The sequence below is a fragment of the Polaribacter sp. Asnod6-C07 genome, assembly GCF_045063625.1.
Taxonomy (GTDB): domain Bacteria; phylum Bacteroidota; class Bacteroidia; order Flavobacteriales; family Flavobacteriaceae; genus Polaribacter; species Polaribacter vadi_A.
This window is the reverse complement of sequence record NZ_JBEFOF010000005.1, coordinates 3,401,988-3,424,965: the sequence shown is the minus strand read 5'-3', so window position 1 is coordinate 3,424,965 and position 22,978 is coordinate 3,401,988. Positions and strand designations below refer to the sequence as shown.

At 26.9% G+C, this 22,978-nt stretch carries 18 protein-coding genes; 16 read left to right on the top strand and 2 right to left on the bottom strand.

The genetic code is table 11. From position 1 onward, the window contains the following. Positions 1–30: 30 nt before the first annotated feature. From ACJJVK_RS14910 to ACJJVK_RS14865, 10 genes are read left to right on the top strand one after another with little or no spacing between them, the layout of a single operon-like run. Positions 31–810, top strand: a complete 780-nt coding sequence (locus tag ACJJVK_RS14910) for a (Fe-S)-binding protein (protein WP_405567410.1) — start codon at positions 31–33, stop codon at positions 808–810. Positions 811–818: 8 nt separating this feature from the next. Next, the gene (locus ACJJVK_RS14905) at positions 819–1,415 is read left to right on the top strand and encodes a hypothetical protein (RefSeq protein ID WP_405567408.1); all 597 of its coding nucleotides are present in this window, start codon (positions 819–821) and stop codon (positions 1,413–1,415) included. A gap of 6 nt (positions 1,416–1,421) precedes the next feature. Continuing rightward, the gene (locus ACJJVK_RS14900) at positions 1,422–1,934 is read left to right on the top strand and encodes a PH domain-containing protein (protein ID WP_405567407.1); all 513 of its coding nucleotides are present in this window, start codon (positions 1,422–1,424) and stop codon (positions 1,932–1,934) included. After that, positions 1,927–3,429 (top strand): PH domain-containing protein, encoded by a 1,503-nt coding sequence (locus tag ACJJVK_RS14895; RefSeq protein ID WP_405567405.1) that lies wholly within the window; start codon positions 1,927–1,929, stop codon positions 3,427–3,429. The genes ACJJVK_RS14900 and ACJJVK_RS14895 overlap by 8 nt, the downstream gene beginning before the upstream one ends. Continuing rightward, positions 3,420–4,364, top strand: a complete 945-nt coding sequence (menA, locus tag ACJJVK_RS14890) for a 1,4-dihydroxy-2-naphthoate octaprenyltransferase (RefSeq protein WP_405567402.1) — start codon at positions 3,420–3,422, stop codon at positions 4,362–4,364. Before ACJJVK_RS14895 ends, menA begins: the two co-directional genes overlap by 10 nt. A gap of 25 nt (positions 4,365–4,389) precedes the next feature. Continuing rightward, positions 4,390–5,067, top strand: coding sequence for a metal-dependent hydrolase (locus ACJJVK_RS14885; protein WP_405567400.1), 678 nt, complete (start codon positions 4,390–4,392; stop codon positions 5,065–5,067). Beyond that, positions 5,068–5,583: an SRPBCC family protein gene (locus ACJJVK_RS14880; protein ID WP_215996051.1), complete on the top strand. Its 516-nt coding sequence runs from the start codon at positions 5,068–5,070 to the stop codon at positions 5,581–5,583. It abuts the gene before it with no gap. Between the two features lie 7 nt (positions 5,584–5,590). Further along, complete coding sequence (locus ACJJVK_RS14875; RefSeq protein WP_405567397.1) at positions 5,591–6,631, top strand: o-succinylbenzoate synthase; 1,041 nt, start codon at positions 5,591–5,593, stop codon at positions 6,629–6,631. 57 nt (positions 6,632–6,688) lie between these two features. Continuing rightward, the gene (locus ACJJVK_RS14870) at positions 6,689–7,636 is read left to right on the top strand and encodes a CPBP family intramembrane glutamic endopeptidase (protein WP_405567395.1); all 948 of its coding nucleotides are present in this window, start codon (positions 6,689–6,691) and stop codon (positions 7,634–7,636) included. Next, a complete protein-coding gene (locus ACJJVK_RS14865) occupies positions 7,617–8,681 on the top strand; it encodes an AMP-binding protein (protein ID WP_405567394.1) in 1,065 nt (354 codons plus the stop codon). Before ACJJVK_RS14870 ends, ACJJVK_RS14865 begins: the two co-directional genes overlap by 20 nt. Before the next feature lie 3 nt (positions 8,682–8,684). Here ACJJVK_RS14865 and ACJJVK_RS14860 read toward each other — a convergent pair whose 3' ends face one another. Next, a complete protein-coding gene (locus ACJJVK_RS14860) occupies positions 8,685–9,335 on the bottom strand; it encodes a peptidoglycan-binding protein (RefSeq protein ID WP_405567392.1) in 651 nt (216 codons plus the stop codon). A 143-nt stretch (positions 9,336–9,478) separates the two neighbouring features. Between ACJJVK_RS14860 and ACJJVK_RS14855 the strand changes: the two genes are divergently transcribed. After that, positions 9,479–14,527 carry a translocation/assembly module TamB domain-containing protein gene (locus ACJJVK_RS14855; RefSeq protein WP_405567369.1) on the top strand — a complete coding sequence of 1,683 codons (5,049 nt, stop codon included), beginning with the start codon at positions 9,479–9,481 and terminating at the stop codon, positions 14,525–14,527. 51 nt (positions 14,528–14,578) lie between these two features. Continuing rightward, a complete protein-coding gene (locus ACJJVK_RS14850; RefSeq protein WP_405568387.1) occupies positions 14,579–16,813 on the top strand; it encodes a BamA/TamA family outer membrane protein in 2,235 nt (744 codons plus the stop codon). A 15-nt stretch (positions 16,814–16,828) separates the two neighbouring features. On the opposite strand, the gene ACJJVK_RS14845 is transcribed toward ACJJVK_RS14850, so the two are convergent. After that, positions 16,829–17,515, bottom strand: coding sequence for a Crp/Fnr family transcriptional regulator (locus ACJJVK_RS14845; protein ID WP_405567362.1), 687 nt, complete (start codon positions 17,513–17,515; stop codon positions 16,829–16,831). A 104-nt stretch (positions 17,516–17,619) separates the two neighbouring features. Here ACJJVK_RS14845 and ACJJVK_RS14840 point away from each other — a divergent pair, with 104 nt between their 5' ends. From ACJJVK_RS14840 to hemN, 4 genes are read left to right on the top strand one after another with little or no spacing between them, the layout of a single operon-like run. Beyond that, the gene (locus ACJJVK_RS14840; protein ID WP_405567360.1) at positions 17,620–20,013 is read left to right on the top strand and encodes a heavy metal translocating P-type ATPase; all 2,394 of its coding nucleotides are present in this window, start codon (positions 17,620–17,622) and stop codon (positions 20,011–20,013) included. Further along, positions 20,000–20,665, top strand: coding sequence for a deoxyribose-phosphate aldolase (gene deoC / locus ACJJVK_RS14835; protein ID WP_405567357.1), 666 nt, complete (start codon positions 20,000–20,002; stop codon positions 20,663–20,665). Before ACJJVK_RS14840 ends, deoC begins: the two co-directional genes overlap by 14 nt. 2 nt (positions 20,666–20,667) lie before the next feature. Next, a complete protein-coding gene (deoD, locus tag ACJJVK_RS14830; RefSeq protein ID WP_405567354.1) occupies positions 20,668–21,366 on the top strand; it encodes a purine-nucleoside phosphorylase in 699 nt (232 codons plus the stop codon). A 7-nt stretch (positions 21,367–21,373) separates the two neighbouring features. Beyond that, entirely contained in the window at positions 21,374–22,741 is a 1,368-nt protein-coding gene (gene hemN / locus ACJJVK_RS14825; RefSeq protein WP_405567351.1) for an oxygen-independent coproporphyrinogen III oxidase, read from the top strand. The last annotated feature ends 237 nt before the right edge of the window (positions 22,742–22,978 follow it).

Genomic DNA, 22,978 nt, shown 5'->3' with positions numbered 1-22,978 from the left:
TCATAATTCATAATTCAAAATTTGTAATTTATGATAGTACCAACAATGGCAGATATGATGGCTCAAGGCAAACAACCAGAAGTGTTGTTTTGGGTTGGTGCTGCAGGAAGTTATGATGATAGAGCAAAAAAAATAAGTAGAGCGTTTGTTAAAATATTACATCAAGCAAAAGTGGATTTTGCAGTTTTAGGTATTGAAGAAACTTCTACAGGAGATGCAGCAAAAAGAGCAGGAAACGAATTCTTGTTTCAAATGCAAGCCATGATGAATATTGAGGTTTTAAATGGTTATGAAGTTAAAAAAATTGTGACTTGCGACCCGCACTCATTTAATACTTTAAAAAATGAATACCCTTCTTTAGGAGGTAAATACGAAGTGTATCATCATACACAATTCATACAAAATTTAATATCAGAAGGTCGTTTAAATATAGATGATACTACTTTAAAAGGTAAAAGAGTTACGTTTCATGATCCTTGTTATTTAGGTAGAGCTAACGAAGTTTACGAATCTCCAAGAGATTTAATAAGAAGATTGGGCGTTAATTTAACAGAAATGAAACGTCATAAAGAAACTGCTTTATGCTGTGGTGCAGGAGGTGCACAAATGTTTAAAGATGCTGAGCCTGGTAACAAAGAAGTTAATGTTTTAAGAACAGAAGATGCTTTAAAAACCAAACCAAATATTATTGCAACAGGTTGCCCTTATTGCAATACTATGATGACAGATGGAATAAAATTTAAGGAAAAAGAAGCAGAAGTAGTTGTAAAGGATATTGCAGAGTTAATTGCAGAAGCTAATAATTTATAACCTTAATCATGCCAATAATAAAAGAAGAAGTACTTAATGAATTATACTCAGAATTAGATAAGTTAAAAATCGATAAAGAAAAACTACAGGCTGGTTTTGTAGATTTAAAACTAAAATCTAATCAAGAGAAAAAAGCAAATAGAAGAAATATTATTATTTTAATTATTGCAATCATTATACTTGTTTTTTTATCAATATTCCTTTACTCAAAGCATTCAAATGCACAATCTGTTTTAGAAACTAAAGAGCAAAAAATAGTTACTTTATTAAACCGAATAAATTCTGAACCAAAATCATCAGTTTTAAAATCTGCTGTTATTAATCCAGATGTAATTTATACCATTCAATTAGGCGTTTTCGAAAAATTAGATTTAGACATTAGTACAAAAGAAAATTTTAGTTTTAAAGAAATTGAAAATAAAAACAAACGAATTTATCAATTGGGAGTTTTTTCTAGTTACACAACAGCAACTTTATTTAAAGAAGAAATTAAAAAAATTGGTTTAGATGATGCTTTTATAGTACCATATAATAAAGAAAGTGACAGAATTGATATTAAAAAAGCTTTGGTTTTAAGCAACGAAGAATTTTATATTAAAGAGTAGTTTTTTATGACGAATTATTTTAAAAATGATTTAGTGTCAGAATTACCAGATATTACAAAAATTGAATTTAAGAAAATTGATAAAAGTTACTTTAAGGTAATTTTAATCAATTTTTTTTTAGTTATTGGTTTGTTTTTAGCTGGGTTAATTGTGTTGCATCAATTCGTTTTTCCAGATTATTTAAACGAATATATTTTATACCTATATCTGTTATTTACATTTCTTTTTTTGTTAATTTTTATTTTTGAAAAAATGAGTTTTTCTAAAAGAAAATATGCTTTAAGAGAAAAAGATATTTCTTATAAAGAAGGTTTAATTGTTAAAAAATTAACGACAGTACCTTTCTCTAGAATTCAACACGTAGAAACTGACGAAAAACCCTTTTCAAGATTATTTGGCTTGTCTTCTTTAAGCGTTTATACAGCAGGCGATAGTAGTGATGATTTGGTAATAAAAGGCATTAAAAAAGAAACAGCTCTGCAAATCAAAGAATTTATAAGTACAAAAATTAATGAATAATTCTTTTGATTTTTCTTCTTTCTCAAAACAATCTCCAAAAGGAATTTTTGTTATTTACACAGCACTTATTTACAAGGTTTTAAAAGCAACTTGGTTATTGTTGTTTATAGTTTTTAAAGATTTCTCTGAGATATCAAGTTTTAATGTAAACTACATTTATGCAGGCTTTATTTTTGTTTTACTTTTTTTATTGATAAGAGCCATCTTAATTTATAAAAATTTCCAGTTTAAAATTAAAGATGAGCATTTTATATTAAATCAAGGCATTTTAAAAAAAACGAATACAGCTATACCATTTCATAGAATTCAAAACATAAACTTTAAACAAAATATATTTCAGCAAATCATTAATGTTTATGAAGTTAGTATAGAAACAGCTGGTACAAGTAAAACCGAAATTTCTATTAAAGCACTATCCTTAGAAAAAGCAACAGCATTAAAAGAAATTATTACAACAAATAAAGAATTTAATTCAGAAAATAATATAGAAACAGAAATAAAACCATTATTAAATATTGATGTTAAAGAATTGTTTAAAGTAAGTTTAACCGAAAATCATTTGCAAAACTTATTTCTATTTTTAGCACTACTAATTGGTTTTTTTCAGCAATTACAACAATTTACAGATAGTATTGGTAAAACAGAAATCTTAGATGGTTTTATAAAAGAAAACACTAATGCACTAACAGCAAGTGTATTCTTAATATTTATACTATTAATTGCACTAATTGTAATTGCATTAATAACATCTTTTGTAAGAGTTTTCTTAGTGCATTTTAATTTAAAGGTATATTTAAAAGAAAACGCATTCGAAATTAATCAAGGGTTATTTACCAAGAAATCTATTGTTTTAAAAAAGGGAAAGGTTCAGAATATTAGAATATCAACAAACCCTTTAAAACGATTAATAGGTATTTATTTTGTTACTTTTAAGCAAGCTGTAAGTGGTAAAACAAACAATAAAAAGAAAGAAAAATTAATACGTATAGTTGGTTGTAAAAAAGATCAAATAGAAACTATAAAAAATAGTTTATTTCATTTTTCTGATGTAGAAAACAGTCTTAAAAAATTTCCTGATAATTATTATAAGAGAAGAATTTTTCTTTTCACTTTTTTATTTTTAATTATAGTTTACACAGCATTATATTTAACATTTTCTCGTATTGAAATCTTCTATTCTATTCTTTTAGTGATACCTATTGTTGTATTTTTGGTCTTTACAAAAGTAAAAAAACGCTTTTATAAAACCTCTGATTCTATGTTGTTGGTTGGTAAAGGTTTATTAGAAACTCACATTACTTATTTAGAAATTTTTAAAGTGCAAAATATTAAAATGAAGCAAACTATTTTTCAGAAAAGAAGCAATGTAGCAGATATAATCTTACAAACTGCTTCAGGTAAAATAAAAATTCCTTGTATTCCTTTTTCTGATGCCATAAATATTTATAATCATACTTTATACAAAGTAGAAAATACAAATAAAGAATGGATGTAAAAAGTTTTATAAAAGCAGCACGTTTAAGAACTTTACCTTTATCTGTTTCAGGGATAATTGTGGGGAGTTTTTTAGGTCATTTTGAATATTTAAACTCTCCAGATGTTTTTAGTTGTTGTTTTGGATGCCCTTCAATTTTTGAATCTGAAATTTTCTGGCTAGCAATTCTAACCACAATAGGCTTTCAAGTATTATCTAACTTTGCCAATGATTATGGAGATGGAATTAAAGGATCAGACAAAAACAGAACAGGAGAAGCAAGAATGGTTTCTTCTGGTGCAATTACGCCCAAACAAATGAAAAGGGCAATGATAGTAACTACAATAATCACTTTAATTATTGCAATACTGTTAATATATGTTTCTTTTGGTAGTGAAAACTTTGGTTATTCTATTTTGTTTTTTTTACTTGGTATTGCCTCAATAACAGCAGCAATTAAATATACAGTTGGTAATTCAGCTTATGGTTATTCTGGTTTTGGAGATGTTTTTGTGTTTATTTTCTTCGGATTATTAAGTGTTGTGGGTTCGTATTTTTTATTTACAAAAAGTATCAACTTTGCTATATTTTTACCAGCAATTTCAATAGGTTTATTAAGTACAGCTGTTTTAAATTTAAATAATTTAAGAGACAGAGAAGAAGACAAAAAGAATAATAAAAATACTTTAGTTGTTAAATTAGGAACTGAGAAAGCAAAAAAATATCATTATTGTTTAATTTTCGGAGCTTTAATTTCTGCATTAACTTTTGTCTTTTTAACTTTTGAATCTGTTTATCAATTTGTATTTTTAATGGCTTTTATTCCGTTAATTAAAAATGTAAAAACAGTATCAGAAAATAAAATTCCTGCAGAACTAGATAAAGAATTAAAAAAAGTAGCATTAAGTACCTTTTTATTTGCAATTCTTTTCGGAATTACAAACACATTTTTTTAAAGTATAACAGATAAAATTAAGTATTATGAATATTCAGTTTTTAGGTCATTCTTGTTTTTCTATTCAAATAGAAGATATTTCTATTATTGTAGATCCTTTTATTACTGGTAATTCTTTAGCTTCTCATATTGATATAGCTACTTTAAAAGCAGATTATATTTTGTTAACCCATGCTCATCAAGACCATGTTTTAGATGTAGAGGCAATTGCAGAAAGAACAAAAGCTGTAATTGTATCTAATTATGAAATTGCCCTGTATTATGGTGCTAAAGATTTAAATGTATTTGCATTAAATCATGGAGGTACTTTTAAAGCAGATCAATTTTCGGCAAAATATGTAAATGCAATTCATACTTCTTCTTTTGCAGATGGTACTTATGGTGGTGAACCAGGAGGTTTTGTATTATCATCTAAAGAGAAAAATATTTATATTGCTGGTGACACAGCTTTAACTATGGATATGAAATTAATACCAATGTCATTTACGTTAGATGCCGCAATTTTGCCAATTGGAGATACTTTTACAATGGGTGTAGAAGATGCAATTTTAGCAAGTAATTTAGTTGAGTGTAATACAGTAATTGGTTGTCATTTTAACACATTTCCGCCAATTGAGATTGATGTAAATAAAGCAATAGAAAAATTTTTATCAAAAGAAAAAGAATTAATTATTTTAGAAATAGGAGAAGATAAAAACATTTAAATGAAAATTATAAAAATTATTTTAGGGATTATAACTGCCCTTACAATTGTATTTTTTGCAACAGGCTTATTTGTAAAAGAAACCAATTATACCACACAAGTTTCTGTAAATAAACCATTAGAAGAAGTTTTTACTACGTTTAATAATCAAGAGAATTTAAAAGAATGGATTCCAGAAATAAAATCTTTTGAGGTAATTAATGAAACTTTAGGCAGAACAGGTAATACCTATAAAATAGTAGTTGTAAATCAAGGTCAAGAAATTACCATGACAGAAAAAGTGATGGCTTACATACCAAATGAAAAAGTAACATTATTTTTTGATGCCGAAAATATGCTAAAAACAGACGATTACATTTTTACAACAGAAAATGAATTAACAACAGTTACTTTAAACTCTTCTTGCAGAAGTGATTCTTATATAATGTCTTGTTTGTTTCCATATTTTAAAGGCACTTTTAAAAGACAAGACCAAGATTATTTAAATAATTTTAAAAGTTTTGTAGAAAAACAATAATTTTATTTTGATAAAAGCTACCTACAAAAAATATATTCTTAATTTCAAAAACCCAAGTGGTACTTCTCGTGGAATTTTAAGAACAAAAGAAACTTGGTTTATCATTTTAAAGAAAGGTAATAAAATCGGAATTGGAGAAACTGGTCTTTTTAGAGGTTTAAGTATAGATGATGTACCAAATTACGAAGAAAAATTAAGTTGGGTTTGTGCAAATATCAATAAAGATTTAGATTTTTTATTGGCAGAATTATCACATTTTCCATCAATTCAATTTGGTTTAGAACAAGCTTTTTTATCTTTAAAAAGTGATGATAAATTTGAACTTTTTCCATCAGAATTTACCAAAGGAAACAAAGCAATTTCTATAAATGGTTTAATTTGGATGGGGGAAAAGGCATTCATGAAAAACCAAATTAAAGAGAAATTAAAGTCAGGTTTTTCTTGCATTAAAATGAAAATTGGTGCTATTGATTTTGATGCTGAAATCGAATTATTAAAATCAATTAGAAAAGAGTTTTCTGCGGATGAAATTGAGTTAAGAGTTGATGCAAATGGTGCTTTTAATCCAGCAAATGCCCTGGAGAAATTAAAAAGATTATCAGAATTAGAAATCCATTCTATAGAGCAACCTATAAAACAAGGTCAGCTTTTAGAAATGGCAACACTTTGCCAAAAATCACCTTTGCCTATTGCTTTAGATGAAGAGTTAATAGGTGTATTTTCATCCGAAGAAAAAAAGAAGATAATTAATGAAATTAATCCTCAATATATTATTCTAAAACCAAGTTTAATAGGTGGTTTTGCAGGTAGCAAAGAATGGATTAAATTAGCAGAAGAAAATAAATCTGGTTGGTGGATTACTTCTGCTTTAGAAAGTAATATTGGCTTAAATGCAATTGCACAGTTTACGTATACATTGCAAAATAATTTGCCTCAAGGTTTGGGTACAGGTGGTTTATTTACCAATAATTTTAATAGTCCACTAGAAGTTAAAAACGGAACATTACAATACAACCCAGCTTTACATTGGAATTTTAATTTAGTTTAAAAAAATACTTATAATTTTGTGTGGTTTTAGCACAAATTCAGAAACTTAAAAACAAAAATGAACTACATACAACAAGGATATACAGGAAAATTAGGAATGTGGAAATACTTAATTATTCCTATTTTATTTTTTGGATTAATGGCATTAAATTTTTTAGCAATTTGGCTTTTAGATTTAGATGTAGAAAAAATAATGAAAGTAGAAATTGCTAAAAAAGGTGCAAATAGATTTTTGATAGAAAGCCTAGCACAATTTGCTGTAGGTTTGTTAGCTCTTTTAATTTGGGTAAAATTTATACATAAACAAACAATAACTTCTTTAACAACTTCAAGAAAAAAAATAGATTGGAAAAGAGTGTTTTTTGCTTTCTTTTTATGGGCGAGTATAACTACTTTTTTTGTAGTAATAGATTTTAAAATGTCTCCAGAAAATTATCAATGGAATTTTGATTTAGATAAATTTTTAAATCTTGTTTTAATTGCAGTGATTTTAATTCCTTTACAAACCAGTTTCGAAGAGTATTTTTTTAGAGGATATTTAATGCAGGGTTTGGGTATGGTTACTAAAAATAGATGGTTTCCATTAATTTCTACTTCTTTAGTTTTTGGCTTATTACACATTGCAAATCCAGAGGTAGCTAAATTGGGTTATGGTATTTTAGTTTATTACATTGGTACAGGTTTTTTCTTAGGTATTATAACATTAATGGACGAAGGTTTGGAGTTAGCCCTAGGTTTTCACGCAGCTAATAACTTAATTACTGCATTATTAGTAACTGCAGATTATACAGTTTTTCAAACAGATTCTTTACTAATAGATCTTTCAGAACCAGTTTTAGGTGCAGATGTATTTGTACCTGTTTTTGTAATTTTCCCTATATTAATATTCATATTTACTAAGGTTTATAAATGGCAAGATTGGAAAGAAAAATTAACAGGTAAAATAGATAAACCAATTAATTTACAAGAAAATTACAGAGTTTTAGATGAAATTGGAGCAGAATAAATTTCATAAGAATTTTAAATTAAATGGAGTTTCATTTTCTTCTGTGGATGAAATTCTGAGCTTTTCTAAAAGTATTTCTGTTGATATTCATCTGTTTTTACAAAATTGGTTTTCTAATGAAATAGCAATTACTGTAAAAACTTCGGGTTCTACTGGTACTCCAAAATCAATTCAGCTTAAAAAAGAATTGATTATAAATTCTGCAAAAGCAACAGGTAATTATTTTAATTTACCCCAAAACACAAAAGCACTTTTATGTTTACCAATTGTTTATATAGCTGGTAAAATGATGCTGATTAGAGCCTTAACTTTAGGTTGGCAATTAGATGTTATCGAATCAAATTCAAATCCTTTAGAAATCATAAAAAATAAATATGATTTTTCTGCAATGGTGCCTTTACAAGTAGAAAATTCGATTTCTAAATTAAATTTGATAAAGCAATTAATTGTTGGTGGTGGAGTAGTATCAAATTGTTTACAAGACAAATTGCAAACGGTTACCACTAATGTTTTCGCAACTTACGGAATGACAGAAACCATAACACATATTGCTGTTAAAAAGCTAAATAATTTTTCGAATAAGAACACTAATTTAGTAGAAAACCTGTTTTATGAAACTTTACCAAACGTAACCATTTATATTGATGAACGAAATTGTTTGGTAATAGATGCAAAAAAAGTATCCGAAGAAATTATTTTTACAAATGATGTAGTACAACTAATTTCTGATAACCATTTTAAATGGTTAGGTCGTTTTGACAATGTAATTAATTCTGGTGGTGTAAAATTACATCCAGAGAAAATTGAAGAAAAGTTATCCAAAATAATTACAAATCGTTTTTTTGTAACTGGCATTACTGATGATAAATTAGGTGAAAAATTAATTCTAATAATTGAAGGAATTAAGCAAGAAATTAGTTTCGAAAATTGTTCACTTTCAAAGTTCGAAAAACCCAAAGAAATTTATTTTGTTAGCAATTTCATAGAAACTGAAACAGGTAAAATCCAAAGAAAATTAACAATTCAACAAATATTACCCAATTAAATTCTATTGAAACATTAATTCAACTGTTAATTCGTCTAATAAACCATCAACTAAAAGGTTATTTTCTTCTTCAAATTTTTTGATTGCATTTAGTGTTTCAATTCTATAAACACCATCAATTTTAATTTTATGTCCTTTTTTCTTTAATTCTTTTTGTACTTCGTAAATTATAGCATTTTTAGAACCATTATATAATTTTAAATTTGAGTTATACAGATTCTTAATTTTAGAATTCTTTAATTTTTTAGTGTAAGATTCTAAATCCATTCCTTTTTCTTCTAAAAATTTAATTTCTTCATTTGTTAATCCATTTTCTTTAAGATGTAAAGAATTACCAAGTATAGCCTCATAATATTTAACTTTAGCTAATTTTTTAGCAAAATTATCTACTGCAAATTTAGTTTCTTCATCATCATCTTTAGGTGTTCTAACATCAATATTATTTGCAGACCATTGTAGCATTACATAGCTGTTTAAGTCTTCAATAGCTTCGTAATAATTATATAAAAGCTCTTTATTATGGTAAGTTTCATCTATTTTTTTATCACTTACATAATTAACTTCTGGTGAATTATATCTTTTATATTGACTGTATTTTCCATAGCCAATAATTGCTACTATTATTAAAAGTAAAAAAATAATAATTTGTTTCATATGTTGGGGCTATATATTAAGTTCTTAACAAATGTATTAAAACTTTTTAGAAAAATATTGTTGTCGAAAAAGTTAATAAAAAAATCAAATGAGATAATTTAAAAAATACTTCTGTAATATCTTTGTTAATTAAAACCAGAAGAGTGTCAATAAAAGATAAGAAAAAGCATAAACATCGATTTTTAAGAAGATTTCTTAGAGTTTTACTTGGTTTCTTCATCTTTCTTTTTCTAATAGTTTTATTTATAAGAAGTCCTTGGGGCCAAAGTATAATTGTAAACAAAGCCACAAATTATATAACTAACAAAACAAATACGGTTGTAGAAATTGATAAAGCTTTTATAACTTTTAATGGTAGTTTAGCTTTAGATGGATTGTATTTAGAAGATAAAAAAGGAGACACTTTAATATATTCTAAATCTTTAAAAGCCAATTTACCAATTTGGGGCTTAATTAGAGGAACAAAATTAGGTGTAGATGATGTTGAATGGAATGGTTTAAAGGCAAATATCATTAGAAAAGATACAATTAATGGTTATAATTTTCAATTTTTAATTGATGCCTTAGTTACTCCAAATGCAACAAAATCAAAGACTGTACAAACAGATACTATAAACCCATCTCCAGAAATTGTTGTTGGTAGCCTAAACCTAAATAATTTTGATATTGTTTATACTGATATCCCTTTAGGAATAAAAAGTAGCTTTAAAATTGATGCTTTAGAAACTACAATAGAAACTATTGATGTTGAAAACATGATTTTTGAAACTGAAGTAATAAACCTTTCTGATGCAAAAATTGAATATATTCAAATGCCAGTTTTGCTTAATCCTACTGAAGAAGAAGTAGAGCTACCTAATTTATTCGCCAACCAAATTAATATAAAAAATACAAGTCTTTTTTATGAAGACAAAGTAAATGAACTAACTACGAAAGTAAATTTAAAAGATTTTGAGACTGATGTATTAAGAATCAATTTAAAAGAATCAATTTTTGATATTAATTCATTAGCATTAAACAATTCTAAAATTAACATCAACCTAAATAATACTCAAAATTCAAGTTCTACTTCCAATTCTGAGTTTGAATGGCCAGAATTATTTGTAAATATTAATGATATTAGTTTACAAAACAATAATATTATTTATGCTGTTAATAATGATGAGATTAAAAATAATGTCTTTAATCAAAATGCAATTTCAGTTTCAGAATTTAATTTATTAGCAAATAGCATTAATTACGATAATAAAAAAGGAAGTTTAAATGTAGAGAGCTTCAATTTTAAAGAAAGTTCGGGTTTAAATTTAGATGAATTAAAATTTAAAGCGAATATTTCTGATAAAAAAATGAGTTTAAATAACTTCTTTTTTGATTTTGATAAAAATAAAGTTGCTGGTAATTTAAGCTTGAATTACACTTCATTATCAAGTTTTATTGATAATCCAGAAAATGTAAAAGTTGATTTAAATTTACCTATTATAAAGTTAAACTTAAATCCATTTTTAAATCTTCAACCAGACCTGAAAAATAATATTTACATAAATGCGCTAAGTAAAAAAACGATTACAGGTAAGTTTTTTGCAAACGGAAATTTATCAAAAATAAATATTAACAATAGTCAAATTAATTGGGGAAACACTACAAATATTATTGTTGATGGTACAGTTTTAAATGCCACAGATACTGATGATTTACAACTAAATTTACCAAAATTTAAAGCTAAAACAATAAAAACTGATCTCTTAAATTTTGTGAATGAAAATGATATTGGTATTAATTTACCAGATAATATTTCAATTGCTGGTAATGTAAATGGAGGTTTAAATGATATTGCAACAGAGTTAAAATTAAACTCCTCTCAAGGAGCAATTGCGCTACAAGGAAAATACAACTCTAAAGAAACTATAAGTTTTAATACAGAAATTAATATAGAAAATTATAAACTAAATGAGCTTTTAAAAAATGATCAATTAGGAGCTTTAAGTTTAAATATAATTGCATCAGGTAGTGGAGAAAATATAAATAATTTAGATGCTTCTTTAAAGGCAACTGTTACCGATTTTACTTTAAACAATTATAAAATTAAAGATGTTGCTTTAACTGGAGATTTTAAAAATGGAGTAGGAGAACTAACATCAAAATATAAGGATGATAATTTAAATTTCGATTTAAATGCATTAGTAGAATTAGACACTGTAAATACGGAAGCAAAAATTAATTTAAATATTATTGGAGCAGATTTAGGTGGCTTAAAATTAATGGACAGAAACATTAAAACGAGTTTGAATATAGATGCTAATTTTAATGGTAATTCAACTGATTATAAAACTGATTTAGAGGTTGAAAATGGAGTTATTGTTTACGATAATAAAACATATTTATTAGGTAAAATTACTGCAAATGCTTTTACAAATAAAGATACAACAGCAGTTTCTGTTAAGAATAAGATGTTAAACTTAGAGTTAGAATCTAATACAGGTCCTCAGAGATTTACAACTGCTTTACAAAAACATATATTTAGCTATTTTTATAGAGATGTAGTACTTACAGATACAATTTTAAACCCTGTAAATATTAAATTTAGAAGCAAAATTTCTCAGACTCCTTTAATTAAAGATGTGTTTTTAGTAAATTTAAAAGATATAGACACCATTGATGTTGCTTTAGATTTTAATGAAGTAAAAAGAAAACTAGAAGCTAAAATTTCTGTGCCTCATATAAATTATAATGGAAGTGAATTAGATAGTTTGGCATTTAAAATGCATACAGATAAAGAAAGTTTTAATTTCGAATTAGGTTTTAATGGTATTAACGCAAACCCATTAAGAGTTCCAAAAACAATAATTACAGGTAAACAAATAAATAATGAGCTCAATTTAAAATTTGTTGGTAATGATAAAGGAAAAACCTTAATGAATGTTGGCGCAAAAATTACAGGAAGTCGTGAAAAGTTGGTTTTTTCGGTAGATCCAGAAAATTTAGTTTTAAACAATAGTATTTGGAATATTGCGAATGATAATAGCCTTATTTTAAGCGATAATAACTTATTGAGTTTTAATAATTTTAAAATAAATAAAGGTAATCAATCTATAGAAATAACAGACAAAGTAGCCAATATAGACAAAACGCACATTGCAGTTAATTATAAAAATTTTAAAATTAGTGAGGTTTTAAATTACTTAAATCCTGATAAACAAATTGCAAATGGAATTTTAAATGGTAGTTTTATTTTAGAAGAACCTTTTAATGATACAGGTATTGTTGCTGATTTACAAGTAGATAAACTTAAAGTATTAAAAACAGATTTAGGTAAATTTTCTATTGATGCAAAATCTTTAGGAGGTAATAAATACGATTTTAAAGCCAATTTAAAAGAAGGTGATATTGATTTAGACTTAACAGGCGATTATGTTGTTGCAAATAATGATGCCAATTTAAATTTAAACATCAATTTAAATGAATTTAAAATGAATGCCTTAAACACACTTTCTTTAGGAGAAATTAAAGAAACAAGTGGTAGTTTTAATGGTAATTTTAAAGTAACAGGTACAACTTCTAGCCCTATATATAATGGAAATATAAACTTTAATAACGCAGATTTTAACATCACTAAATTAAATACAAAGTTCACTTTAAAGAATGAGAAGTTAACTTTAGATAATGATGGTTTGTATTTATCTAAATTCACCATTTTAGATGCTAAGAAAAACGCATTAGTATTATCTGGTAAAATCTTAACAGAAAGTTTTATCAACCCTAAGTTTGATTTAAAATTAACTGCGAAAAACTTTAGATTTCTAAATGCTGATAAAAAAGATAATCCTTCATTTTATGGTTTAGCAACATTTAATGCAAAAGCAGATTTAACAGGAGATTTACAAATACCAAAATTATCAGCAAATGTAACTGTCGGTTCAGATACAGATGTAACTTATGTTTTGCCTGCAACTTATGCAAGTGTAGAAAATAGAGATGATGTTGTGGTTTTTGTAAATAGAGAAAACCCAGATGCTATACTTACACAAACCGAAGAAAAATCTGCAACAATTACAGGGTTTGATATTTTTACAAAATTAAATATTAGTAAAGACGCTGCAATAACTATTATTATTGATGAAGAAACAGGAGACAATTTTAATGTTTCTGGAGAAGGAGAATTCCTTTTAAATATGGTGCCAAATGGTAAAATATCTTTAACAGGAACTTACGAAATTGCTGATGGACATTATGAGTTAAATTTATATAGTTTAGTAAATAGAAGATTCGATTTAGTTCCTGGAGGACGAGTTTCTTGGTCAGGAGATCCTTTTGATGCAAATTTGGATGTTAGTGCTGTTTACAATATAGAAACAACTGCATCTGCTTTAATGGCATCTCAAATTTCTGATGAAGATTCTTCAGTTCAAAATAAATTTAAACAAGTTTTACCTTTTTATGTCTACTTAAATATTGATGGTAATCTATTACAGCCAGAAATATCTTTTAATTTAGATATGCCAGAAGAAGAACAAGGTGCTGTAAGTGGCCAAGTTTATGGTAGAGTACAACAAGTAAATGAACAAGAAGAAGAATTAAATAAACAAGTTTTTTCTTTATTGGTTTTAAATCGATTTTATCCAGATTCTGGAAGTGATGGTAGTTCAGGTGGTTTTGCAACAATTGCAAGAGATAATTTAAATGATGCTGTTTCTGGGCAATTAAATGCTTTTTCTGATAAAATTTTAGGAAATTCTGGTATAGAATTAAATTTCGATTTAAATAGTTACACAGATTATCAAGGTACATCTACTACAGACAGAACACAATTGGGAGTTACTGCTCAGAAAAAATTATTTAACGAACGTTTAATTGTTAGGGTGGGTAGTGATGTAGATATACAAGGTAGCAGCCAAACAGATGAAGAAACACCTTTAATAGGTAATGTTAGTTTAGAGTACAAATTATCTGAAGATGGTAGATTTAGATTAAAAGGTTTTAGAAAAAGTGAATACGAAAACGTAATTGACGGGCAAACCATTGTAAACGGAATTGCGTTAATTTTTACACAAGAATTTAACGAATTTAGAGCACTTTGGAGCGCCATTTTTAAAGCTGAAAATGATAAGGTTGAAAAAGAAAAAGCTTTAGCAGAAGAAAAAATAAGTGACAAAGAAGAAAAAACAAATAATAGTTTAGAAAAGAAAAAAAATTAATCATTGAAAAATTTGTTGAAAAATAGTGTCTTAGTTTTAGTGGTAACTTTTATGTTATACTCTTGTAGTATAAATAAATTTATACCAGAAGGTAAAAGATTATATACAGGTGCTACCATTAAAATGGATGCAGATTCTGCTATAAAACAACCAAGTAAACTAAAAGAAAACTTAACTCAGGTTTTAAGGCCAGAACCAAATTCTAAGTTTTTAGGGATGCATTTAGGTTTGTATTACTATTATAAAAATCAGAAAGAAAAAACGAATTTTATAAATAGATGGCTATTTAAACAATTTGGTGAAGCCCCTGTTTATCAGTCTGATGTAGAGAATTTAGAAGTAGAAGAAATTTTACTAAACAAATTAGAAAACAATGGTTTCTTTTATAGTTCTGCTGCATCTTCTTTTACAGAATCAGAAAAAAGAGCTTCAATAGAATATCAACTAAAAGTGAAAGAGCCATATACAATGGCTAATTATAAAGTAGATAGTTTTATAAAACCAATTTATAAAGAAATAAAAAAGCTAAGTTCAACATCGCCTTTCGAAAAAGATATGCGTTTCGATTTAGGTAATTTAAAATTAGAAAGACAAAGATTAGATAGCGAATTGAAAGATAAAGGGTATTATAATTTTAATAGTAATTTTTTAATTTTCGAAGCAGATACCAATCAATATAAAAATAAAAAATTCGACCTTTTTTTAAAGTTGAAAAAAGATGTGCCAGAAAAAGCAATAATTCCTTATAAGGTTAAAACAATCAACGTTTATCCTAATTATAATTTAAGAGATTCTACTACTAATGAGCCAAATAGATTCGAAAATAAAAATTATTATCAGAATGAGGTTTTCTTTAAACCTAAATATTTAGATGATTTTATCACCTTAAAAGAAGGCGAATATTACAACCCAAATACATCTAAAAACACAGCAAGACGTTTGTCTACAATTGGTGCTTATAAATATGTAAACATTCAATATAAAGAAATAGATACTATAGCTAATGATAATGAAGGTGCTTTAGAAGCCAATATATTTTTATCACCATTAACAAAGCGTGCAATTCGTGCAGAATTACAAGCAGTTACAAAATCTAATAATTTTGCAGGGCCAACTTTAGGTTTGGTTTTTAGTAATAGAAACCTTTTTGGTGGTGGAGAAACATTAAACCTTAGTTCTAGTGTTGGTTATGAAACACAAGTTTCATCTGGCGATAATTCTGGGTTAAGTAGTTTAGAACTAGAGTTAAAATCAGAATTAATTTTTCCAAGAGTAATTGCGCCTTTTTCTATTAAGGAAGATTTTTTTGAATATTCAATCCCAAAAACAAAAACCAGTTTAAGTGCAACATATTTAGATCGAAGTGAGCTGTATACATTGCTTTCTGGTACTGCACTTTTTGGTTATGTGTGGAATGCCAATAAATACATTACTTATGAGTTTAACCCTATTTCTGTAAATTATACAAGACTTTCTAATTCTACACAAGAGTTTGAACAAATTTTAGAAGATAATCCATTTTTATCGCAAAGTTTTGAACAGCAATTTATTTCTGGTTTAACATTTTCATTTACGTATAACGAAATGTTGTCAGCAAATAAAACGCATCAATTTTATATGAATACTAATTTAGATGTTGCAGGGAATTCGATAAGCTTATTTGCAAAAGAAAAAACAGAAGGAGAACCAAAAGAGTTTTTAGGTTTAGAATATGCACAATATGCAAAAGCAGATGTAGATTTAAAATATCATTTTAATTTTGGGAATAATAAAGAACAAACTTTGGCTGCAAGAATTTTTGCAGGTTATGGTTTAGCTTATGGTAATTCTGATGTAATCCCTTTTGTAAAACAATATTTTTCTGGAGGTCCTTATAGTGTTAGAGCTTTTAATACGCGTTCTTTAGGACCAGGAACTTACTCTGGCACAGATAGTGAAAATAGCACAACATTTTTTGATAGATCTGGTAATATTCGTTTGGAAGCAAATATAGAATATCGTTTTCCTATTTATTCTTTTTTTAAAGGTGCATTTTTTGTTGATGCTGGTAATGTTTGGAATTCAGTAGAAAACCCAACATTTAATGGTACAGATAAATTTAGCTCTAATTTTATAAATGAATTAGGTATGGGTGCAGGTTTTGGGTTAAGAATAGATGTGCAAGGTTTTGTAATTCGTTTTGATTTAGCAGCACCTTTTCACGATCCTTCTTTACCAGAAGGTGAGCGTTTAGATTTTAGAGTAGACGAACCCGTTTTTAACTTTGCAATTGGGTATTCCTTTTAAATAAAAGAGTAATAATTAAAAACCATGAGAAATTTTTTCGAGCTCATTATGGTTTATAATTTTAATGTCTTTACCTTTAAAAACTATAATTTCTTTCTTTTTTAAGTTTGATAATAAACGAATTGCAGATTCAGTAGCTGTACCAATTATGTTTGCGATATCTTCTCTAGAAAGTTGAATATCTAAAGCACCTTCATTGGTCGTTCCGAATTTTTCTTCTAAATTTAGTAAAGCTTCTGCTAAACGTTGTTTAACCGTTTTTTGAGCCATATCAACAATCAGATTATCCGCATTTTTTAAAGAATTTGCCATAGTTTTTAAAACATCCATAGTAAAATTAGGATTCTTTTCTAAATCTTTAATAATTTCAGTTTTGGGTATAAAACAAATTTCTAAATCGTTTAAAGCAACAGCATTTAGGTTAGATACTTCATCAGAAATTAAACTTCTTTCTCCAATTAAATCTCCACGATGAACCAAGTTTACAATTTGATTTTTACCATTTTCACTCATTTTAGAAACCTTACAAATACCATCTTTAATACAAAAAACACCATTTATATGTTCACCTTCAACAAATAAAGGTTCACCTTTTTTTATAATTTTAGAAGTTTTACAAGCAGACATTCTGACTAATTCATCTTTAGAAAGATGTTTTAAAGAATTAAACTGACGTACAATACATTGTTCACATTTGCTCATTATATAATAATTTAGAACCTGTTGCAAGATAAAAAAAAGCTGATAAATATCATATTTTATCTATAATACTTATCAGAAATTTGTGGCAGGCAAAAAGAGTAAATATGAATACTACACTATGTTATCATTGTGGAGATTCTTGTAATGAAAATACAATAAAATTAGACGATAAAAACTTCTGTTGTAATGGTTGTAAAACTGTTTATGAAATTTTTTCTGAGAATGACTTAACTTGTTATTACGATTTTCAAGAAAACCCTGGTGCAATTCCTACTGAAATTCAAGGAAAATATGATTTTTTAGACAATAAAGATATCATAGAAAAATTGTTGGAATTTAATGATGATAATACCCAAATTATAACCTTATACATACCTCATATACATTGTAGTTCTTGTATTTGGGTTTTAGAAAATTTAAACAAATTAAATCCTAAAATATCTACTTCTCAAGTAGATTTTCCAAAAAAAACAGTTCGTGTTTCTTACAATAGTAACTTAACATCACTTAAAGAAATAGTAATTTTGTTAAGCTCAATTGGTTACGAACCTTATATAAGTTTAGAAGATTACGAAACAGGTAAAAAAAAGGTTGATAGAAGTTTAATATACAAATTAGGTATTGCAGGTTTTGCCTTTGGTAACGTAATGTTTCTGTCTTTTCCAGAATATTTTGAAGTGGATGGGTTTTGGTTAGAAAAGTATAAAAATATCTTTAGATGGTTAATGTTTGTCTTTTCTTTACCTGTAGTTTTTTACGCTGCAAACGATTATTTTATTTCTGCTTTTAAAGGTTTACATTCTAAAATTTTAAATATTGATGTTCCTATTGCACTTGGTATTTCTGTACTTTTTATAAGAAGTTCAATCGAAATTATTTTCGATTTAGGAACTGGTTTTTTTGATAGTTTAACTGGTTTGGTTTTCTTTTTATTATTGGGTAAATTTTTTCAGCAAAAAACGTATAATTTCTTGTCTTTTGAACGCGATTATAAATCGTATTTTCCAATAGCTGTCACAAGAATTTTATCAGATAAAAAAGAAGAAAATGTTCAGATTTATGATGTTAAAAAAGGAGATCGACTTTTAATTAGAAATCAAGAATTAATACCTGTAGACGGAATTTTAATCAACGGAAATGCACAAATAGATTACAGTTTTGTTACAGGAGAAGCAGAACCAGTAACAAAAAAATCTGGCGATAAGTTATTTGCTGGTGGTAAACAATTATCTGGTGTTTTAGAAATGGAAGTTTTGTCTTCTGTTTCACAAAGCTATTTAACGCAATTATGGAGTAATGATGTTTTTAAAAATGATAAAACATCTTCATTTAAAACCTTAACAGATAAAATAAGTAAAAATTTTACGATTATAGTTTTATCCATAGCATTTTTAGCAACTGTATTTTGGTTGTTTTTTGATGCTACCAAAGCTTTAAACGTTTTTACAGCTGTATTAATTATTGCTTGTCCTTGTGCAATAGCATTAGCAGCTCCTTTTACTTTAGGAAATTTATTACGCATTTTTGGTAAGCAAAAATTCTATTTAAAAAACGCAACAGTAATTGAACAATTAGCAAGTATAAATTCAATAATTTTTGATAAAACTGGTACCTTAACAACAAACAAAGAGAGTACAATTACTTATGATGGAACACCTTTAAATCAGCAAGAAAAAAGGATTTTAAAAAGTAGTTTAAGAGCTTCTAATCACCCATTAAGTAGAACTTTATACAATTCATTTAAAGATATAGAAGTTTTAGAATTAGAAGATTATAATGAGTTTTTAGGTAAAGGAATACAAAGTGAATATCAACATGACAAACTAAAATTAGGTTCAGCTTCTTTTGTAAATAATAATGTAAATAGTTCTTCTTTTGATACTTCTGTACACATCAATTTTAATGATACTTATAAAGGAAAATTTACGTTTAAAAATTCTTATAGAAATGGTGTAAAAGAAATTTTTAATTCATTTGAAAGTAATTATAATTTAGCAGTAGTTTCTGGTGATAATGAAGGAGAAAGAACTTATTTAAAAGAATTTTTACCAAAAGAAACCACATTATTATTCAATCAAAAACCAGACGATAAGTTAAAGGTTGTAGAAAACCAGCAAAAAACATTAAAAAAAGTAGCCATGATTGGTGATGGTTTAAATGATGCTGGTGCACTTGCTCAAAGTAACGTTGGTATTGCTTTATCAGAAAATATAAACGTTTTTTCACCTGCTTGCGATGCTATTTTAGATGCTTCACAATTTCATAAATTAGAACAATTTTTTAAAGCATCTAAAAAAGCGATAACTATAATAAAATATTGTTTTGTACTTTCACTCTGTTACAATATTGTAGGCTTGTATTTTGCAATTACTGGTCAGTTAATGCCTGTAATTGCAGCAATTTTAATGCCTTTAAGTTCTATTAGTATTGTAATTTTCACAACCATTTCTACTAATTTAGTAGGTAAAAAATTAAATAAAAGTTATGCAAATAAATAAATATATAGATCACACTTTATTAAAATCTACAGCAACAATAAAAGATATTATTAAAATTTGTGATGAAGCAAAACAGTACAATTTTTATGCTGTTTGTGTTAATGGTTGTTATGTAGATTTAGTAAAACAAAACTTAAAAAATACAGATGTAAAAATTGCAGCTGTAATTGGTTTTCCTTTAGGTGCAATGACTACAAAAGCAAAAGTTTTTGAAGCCGAAAATTGTATTGAAAATGGTGCATCAGAAATAGATATGGTTTTAAATGTAGGTAAATTATTAGACAATGAATTTGAATATATTGAAAATGAAATTCAGAAAATAAAAAAAGCCATTGGTAACAAAGTATTAAAAGTAATTCTAGAAACTTGTTATTTAACCAATAAACAAATAGAAAAATCTTGTGAATTAGCTGTAAATGCTGGTGCAGATTTTGTAAAAACTTCTACTGGTTTAGGTACAAATGGAGCAACATTAGCACATGTAGAATTAATGAAGAGTATTGTAAAAGATAAAGTACAAATTAAAGCTTCTGGGGGAATTAAAAATATAGAAATAGCCAAAAAATACATTGCTCTTGGGGCAACTCGTTTAGGAACTTCATCTGGGGTTTTATTGGTTACACAAGGAATATCAGAAAAAAATGACTACTAATTATGAGTGTACATATAAATGCAAAAAAAGGTCAAATAGCAGAAACAGTTTTATTACCTGGAGATCCTTTAAGAGCAAAATGGATTGCAGACACGTTTTTAGAAGATGTTGTTTTATACAATGAAGTTCGTGGAATGTTAGGATTTACAGGTACTTACAAAGGGAAGAAAATTTCTGTGCAAGGTACAGGAATGGGCATCCCATCAACTTTAATTTATACACATGAATTAATTAATAATTTTGGTGTAAAAAATTTAATTAGAGTGGGTTCTGCAGGTTCTTATCAAAAAGAAATTAAAATTAGAGATATTGTTATTGCAATGTCTGCTTCTACAAATTCAGGATTAAATACAATTCGTTTTAATGGTGCAGATTATGCACCAACTGCAAGTTTTCAATTATTTAAGAAAGCCATTGAAATTGCAGATAATAAAAATATACCTATTAAAGCTGGTGGTATTTTAAGTTCTGATGAGTTTTATGCTGATGATTTTGAGAGTTATAAAAAATGGGCAGAATACGGAATTTTATGTGTAGAAATGGAAACTTCTGGCTTATATACAATTGCTGCTAAACACAATGTAAATGCGTTATCTATTCTTACAATTTCTGATAGCTTAGTCACAAAAAAAAAAACTACAGCAGAAGAAAGAGAACATACTTTTAAAGAAATGATAGAAATAGCATTAGAAATCAACTAAAAATATTATGAAAAAGAAATCATTAGTTCAAAAGTATAATGTTCCAGGGCCAAGATATACTAGTTATCCAACAGTACCTTTTTGGGATGAAAATACATTTACAAAACAAAAATGGATTGAGAGTTTTAAAAAATCATTTGTAGAAAGTAATCAAAAAGAAGGGATTAGTTTATACATTCATTTACCATTTTGCGAGAGTTTATGTACGTTTTGTGCATGTCATAAACACATTACTAAAAGGCACGAAGTAGAAGAAGATTATATAAAATCGGTTTTAAAAGAATGGCAACTATATGTCAACTTGTTAGATGAAACTCCCATTATAAAAGAACTACATTTAGGTGGTGGTACTCCTACTTTTTTTTCTAAAGAAAACTTAGAATATTTGTTAGACGGAATATTCGCAAACTCAGAAAAACATTCAGAAGCAGAGTTTAGTTTTGAAGGGCACCCAAGTAATACTACTAAAGCACAATTAAAAACTTTATACAATTGTGGTTTTACAAGAGTAAGTTTTGGAGTACAAGATTATAATGAAAAAGTACAAAAAGCAATCCACAGAATACAATCTTTTCAGGCTGTAGCTCAAGTTACAAGCTGGGCTAGAGAAATAGGTTACACTTCTGTAAGTCACGATTTAATTTTCGGCTTGCCACATCAAACAAAAGAAAATGTAATTTACACTATAAATAAAACCAAAGAATTACAACCAGACAGAATTTCATTTTACAGTTATGCACACGTGCCTTGGGTAAAAGGTGTAGGCCAAAGAGGTTTTAATGAAAATGATTTACCAAAAGATGATGAAAAGAGAGCTCTTTATGAAATAGGTAAACAACTTTTTACAGATTTAGGTTACGAAGAAATTGGTATGGACCATTTTGCATTAAAAACAGACAGTTTATATAAAGCCACCATCAATAAAACTTTACATCGAAATTTTATGGGGTACACATCAAACAAAACACAATTAATGATTGGTTTAGGTATGTCTGCAATTTCTGATTCTTGGTACGGATTTGCACAAAATGTAAAAACGGTAAAAGATTATCAAGAAATTGTAAATGCTGGAGAAATTCCTGTTTTTAGGGGGCATATTTTATCAAAAGAAGATAGAATTATAAGAAAACACATTTTAAATATAATGTGTAACTTTTACACTTCTTGGGATAAAACATCTACAGAAATAGAAAATATTGATGATCATTTAGATTTATTAAAACCTTTAATAGAAGATGACCTCGTAATCATAAATGATAATTCTATAACAATACCATTAAATGCAAGACCATTTGTAAGAAATATTTGCATGGCTTTTGATAAAAAACTGATAAATCAAAAAGTTAAGAAAAAGTTATTTTCTATGACTATTTAAAAAAACAGGAGATTTTATTTTGATATAAAATAAGTTTTTTCTAAATTTATATCAACTTTAAATACCCCCCTAATGAAAAGTAATAGAATCAAATACCTTAGAACCTTAATTTTACTTCGCAAATTTTCAGGTGCCTTATTAAAATTTTCAATTTTTATTTTAAGTATCACATTTGTTTTTGGCTCATTTTAGATTAGTTTAAACTATTCTAAAAAGATTGTAATTTTAAAGAAAGCA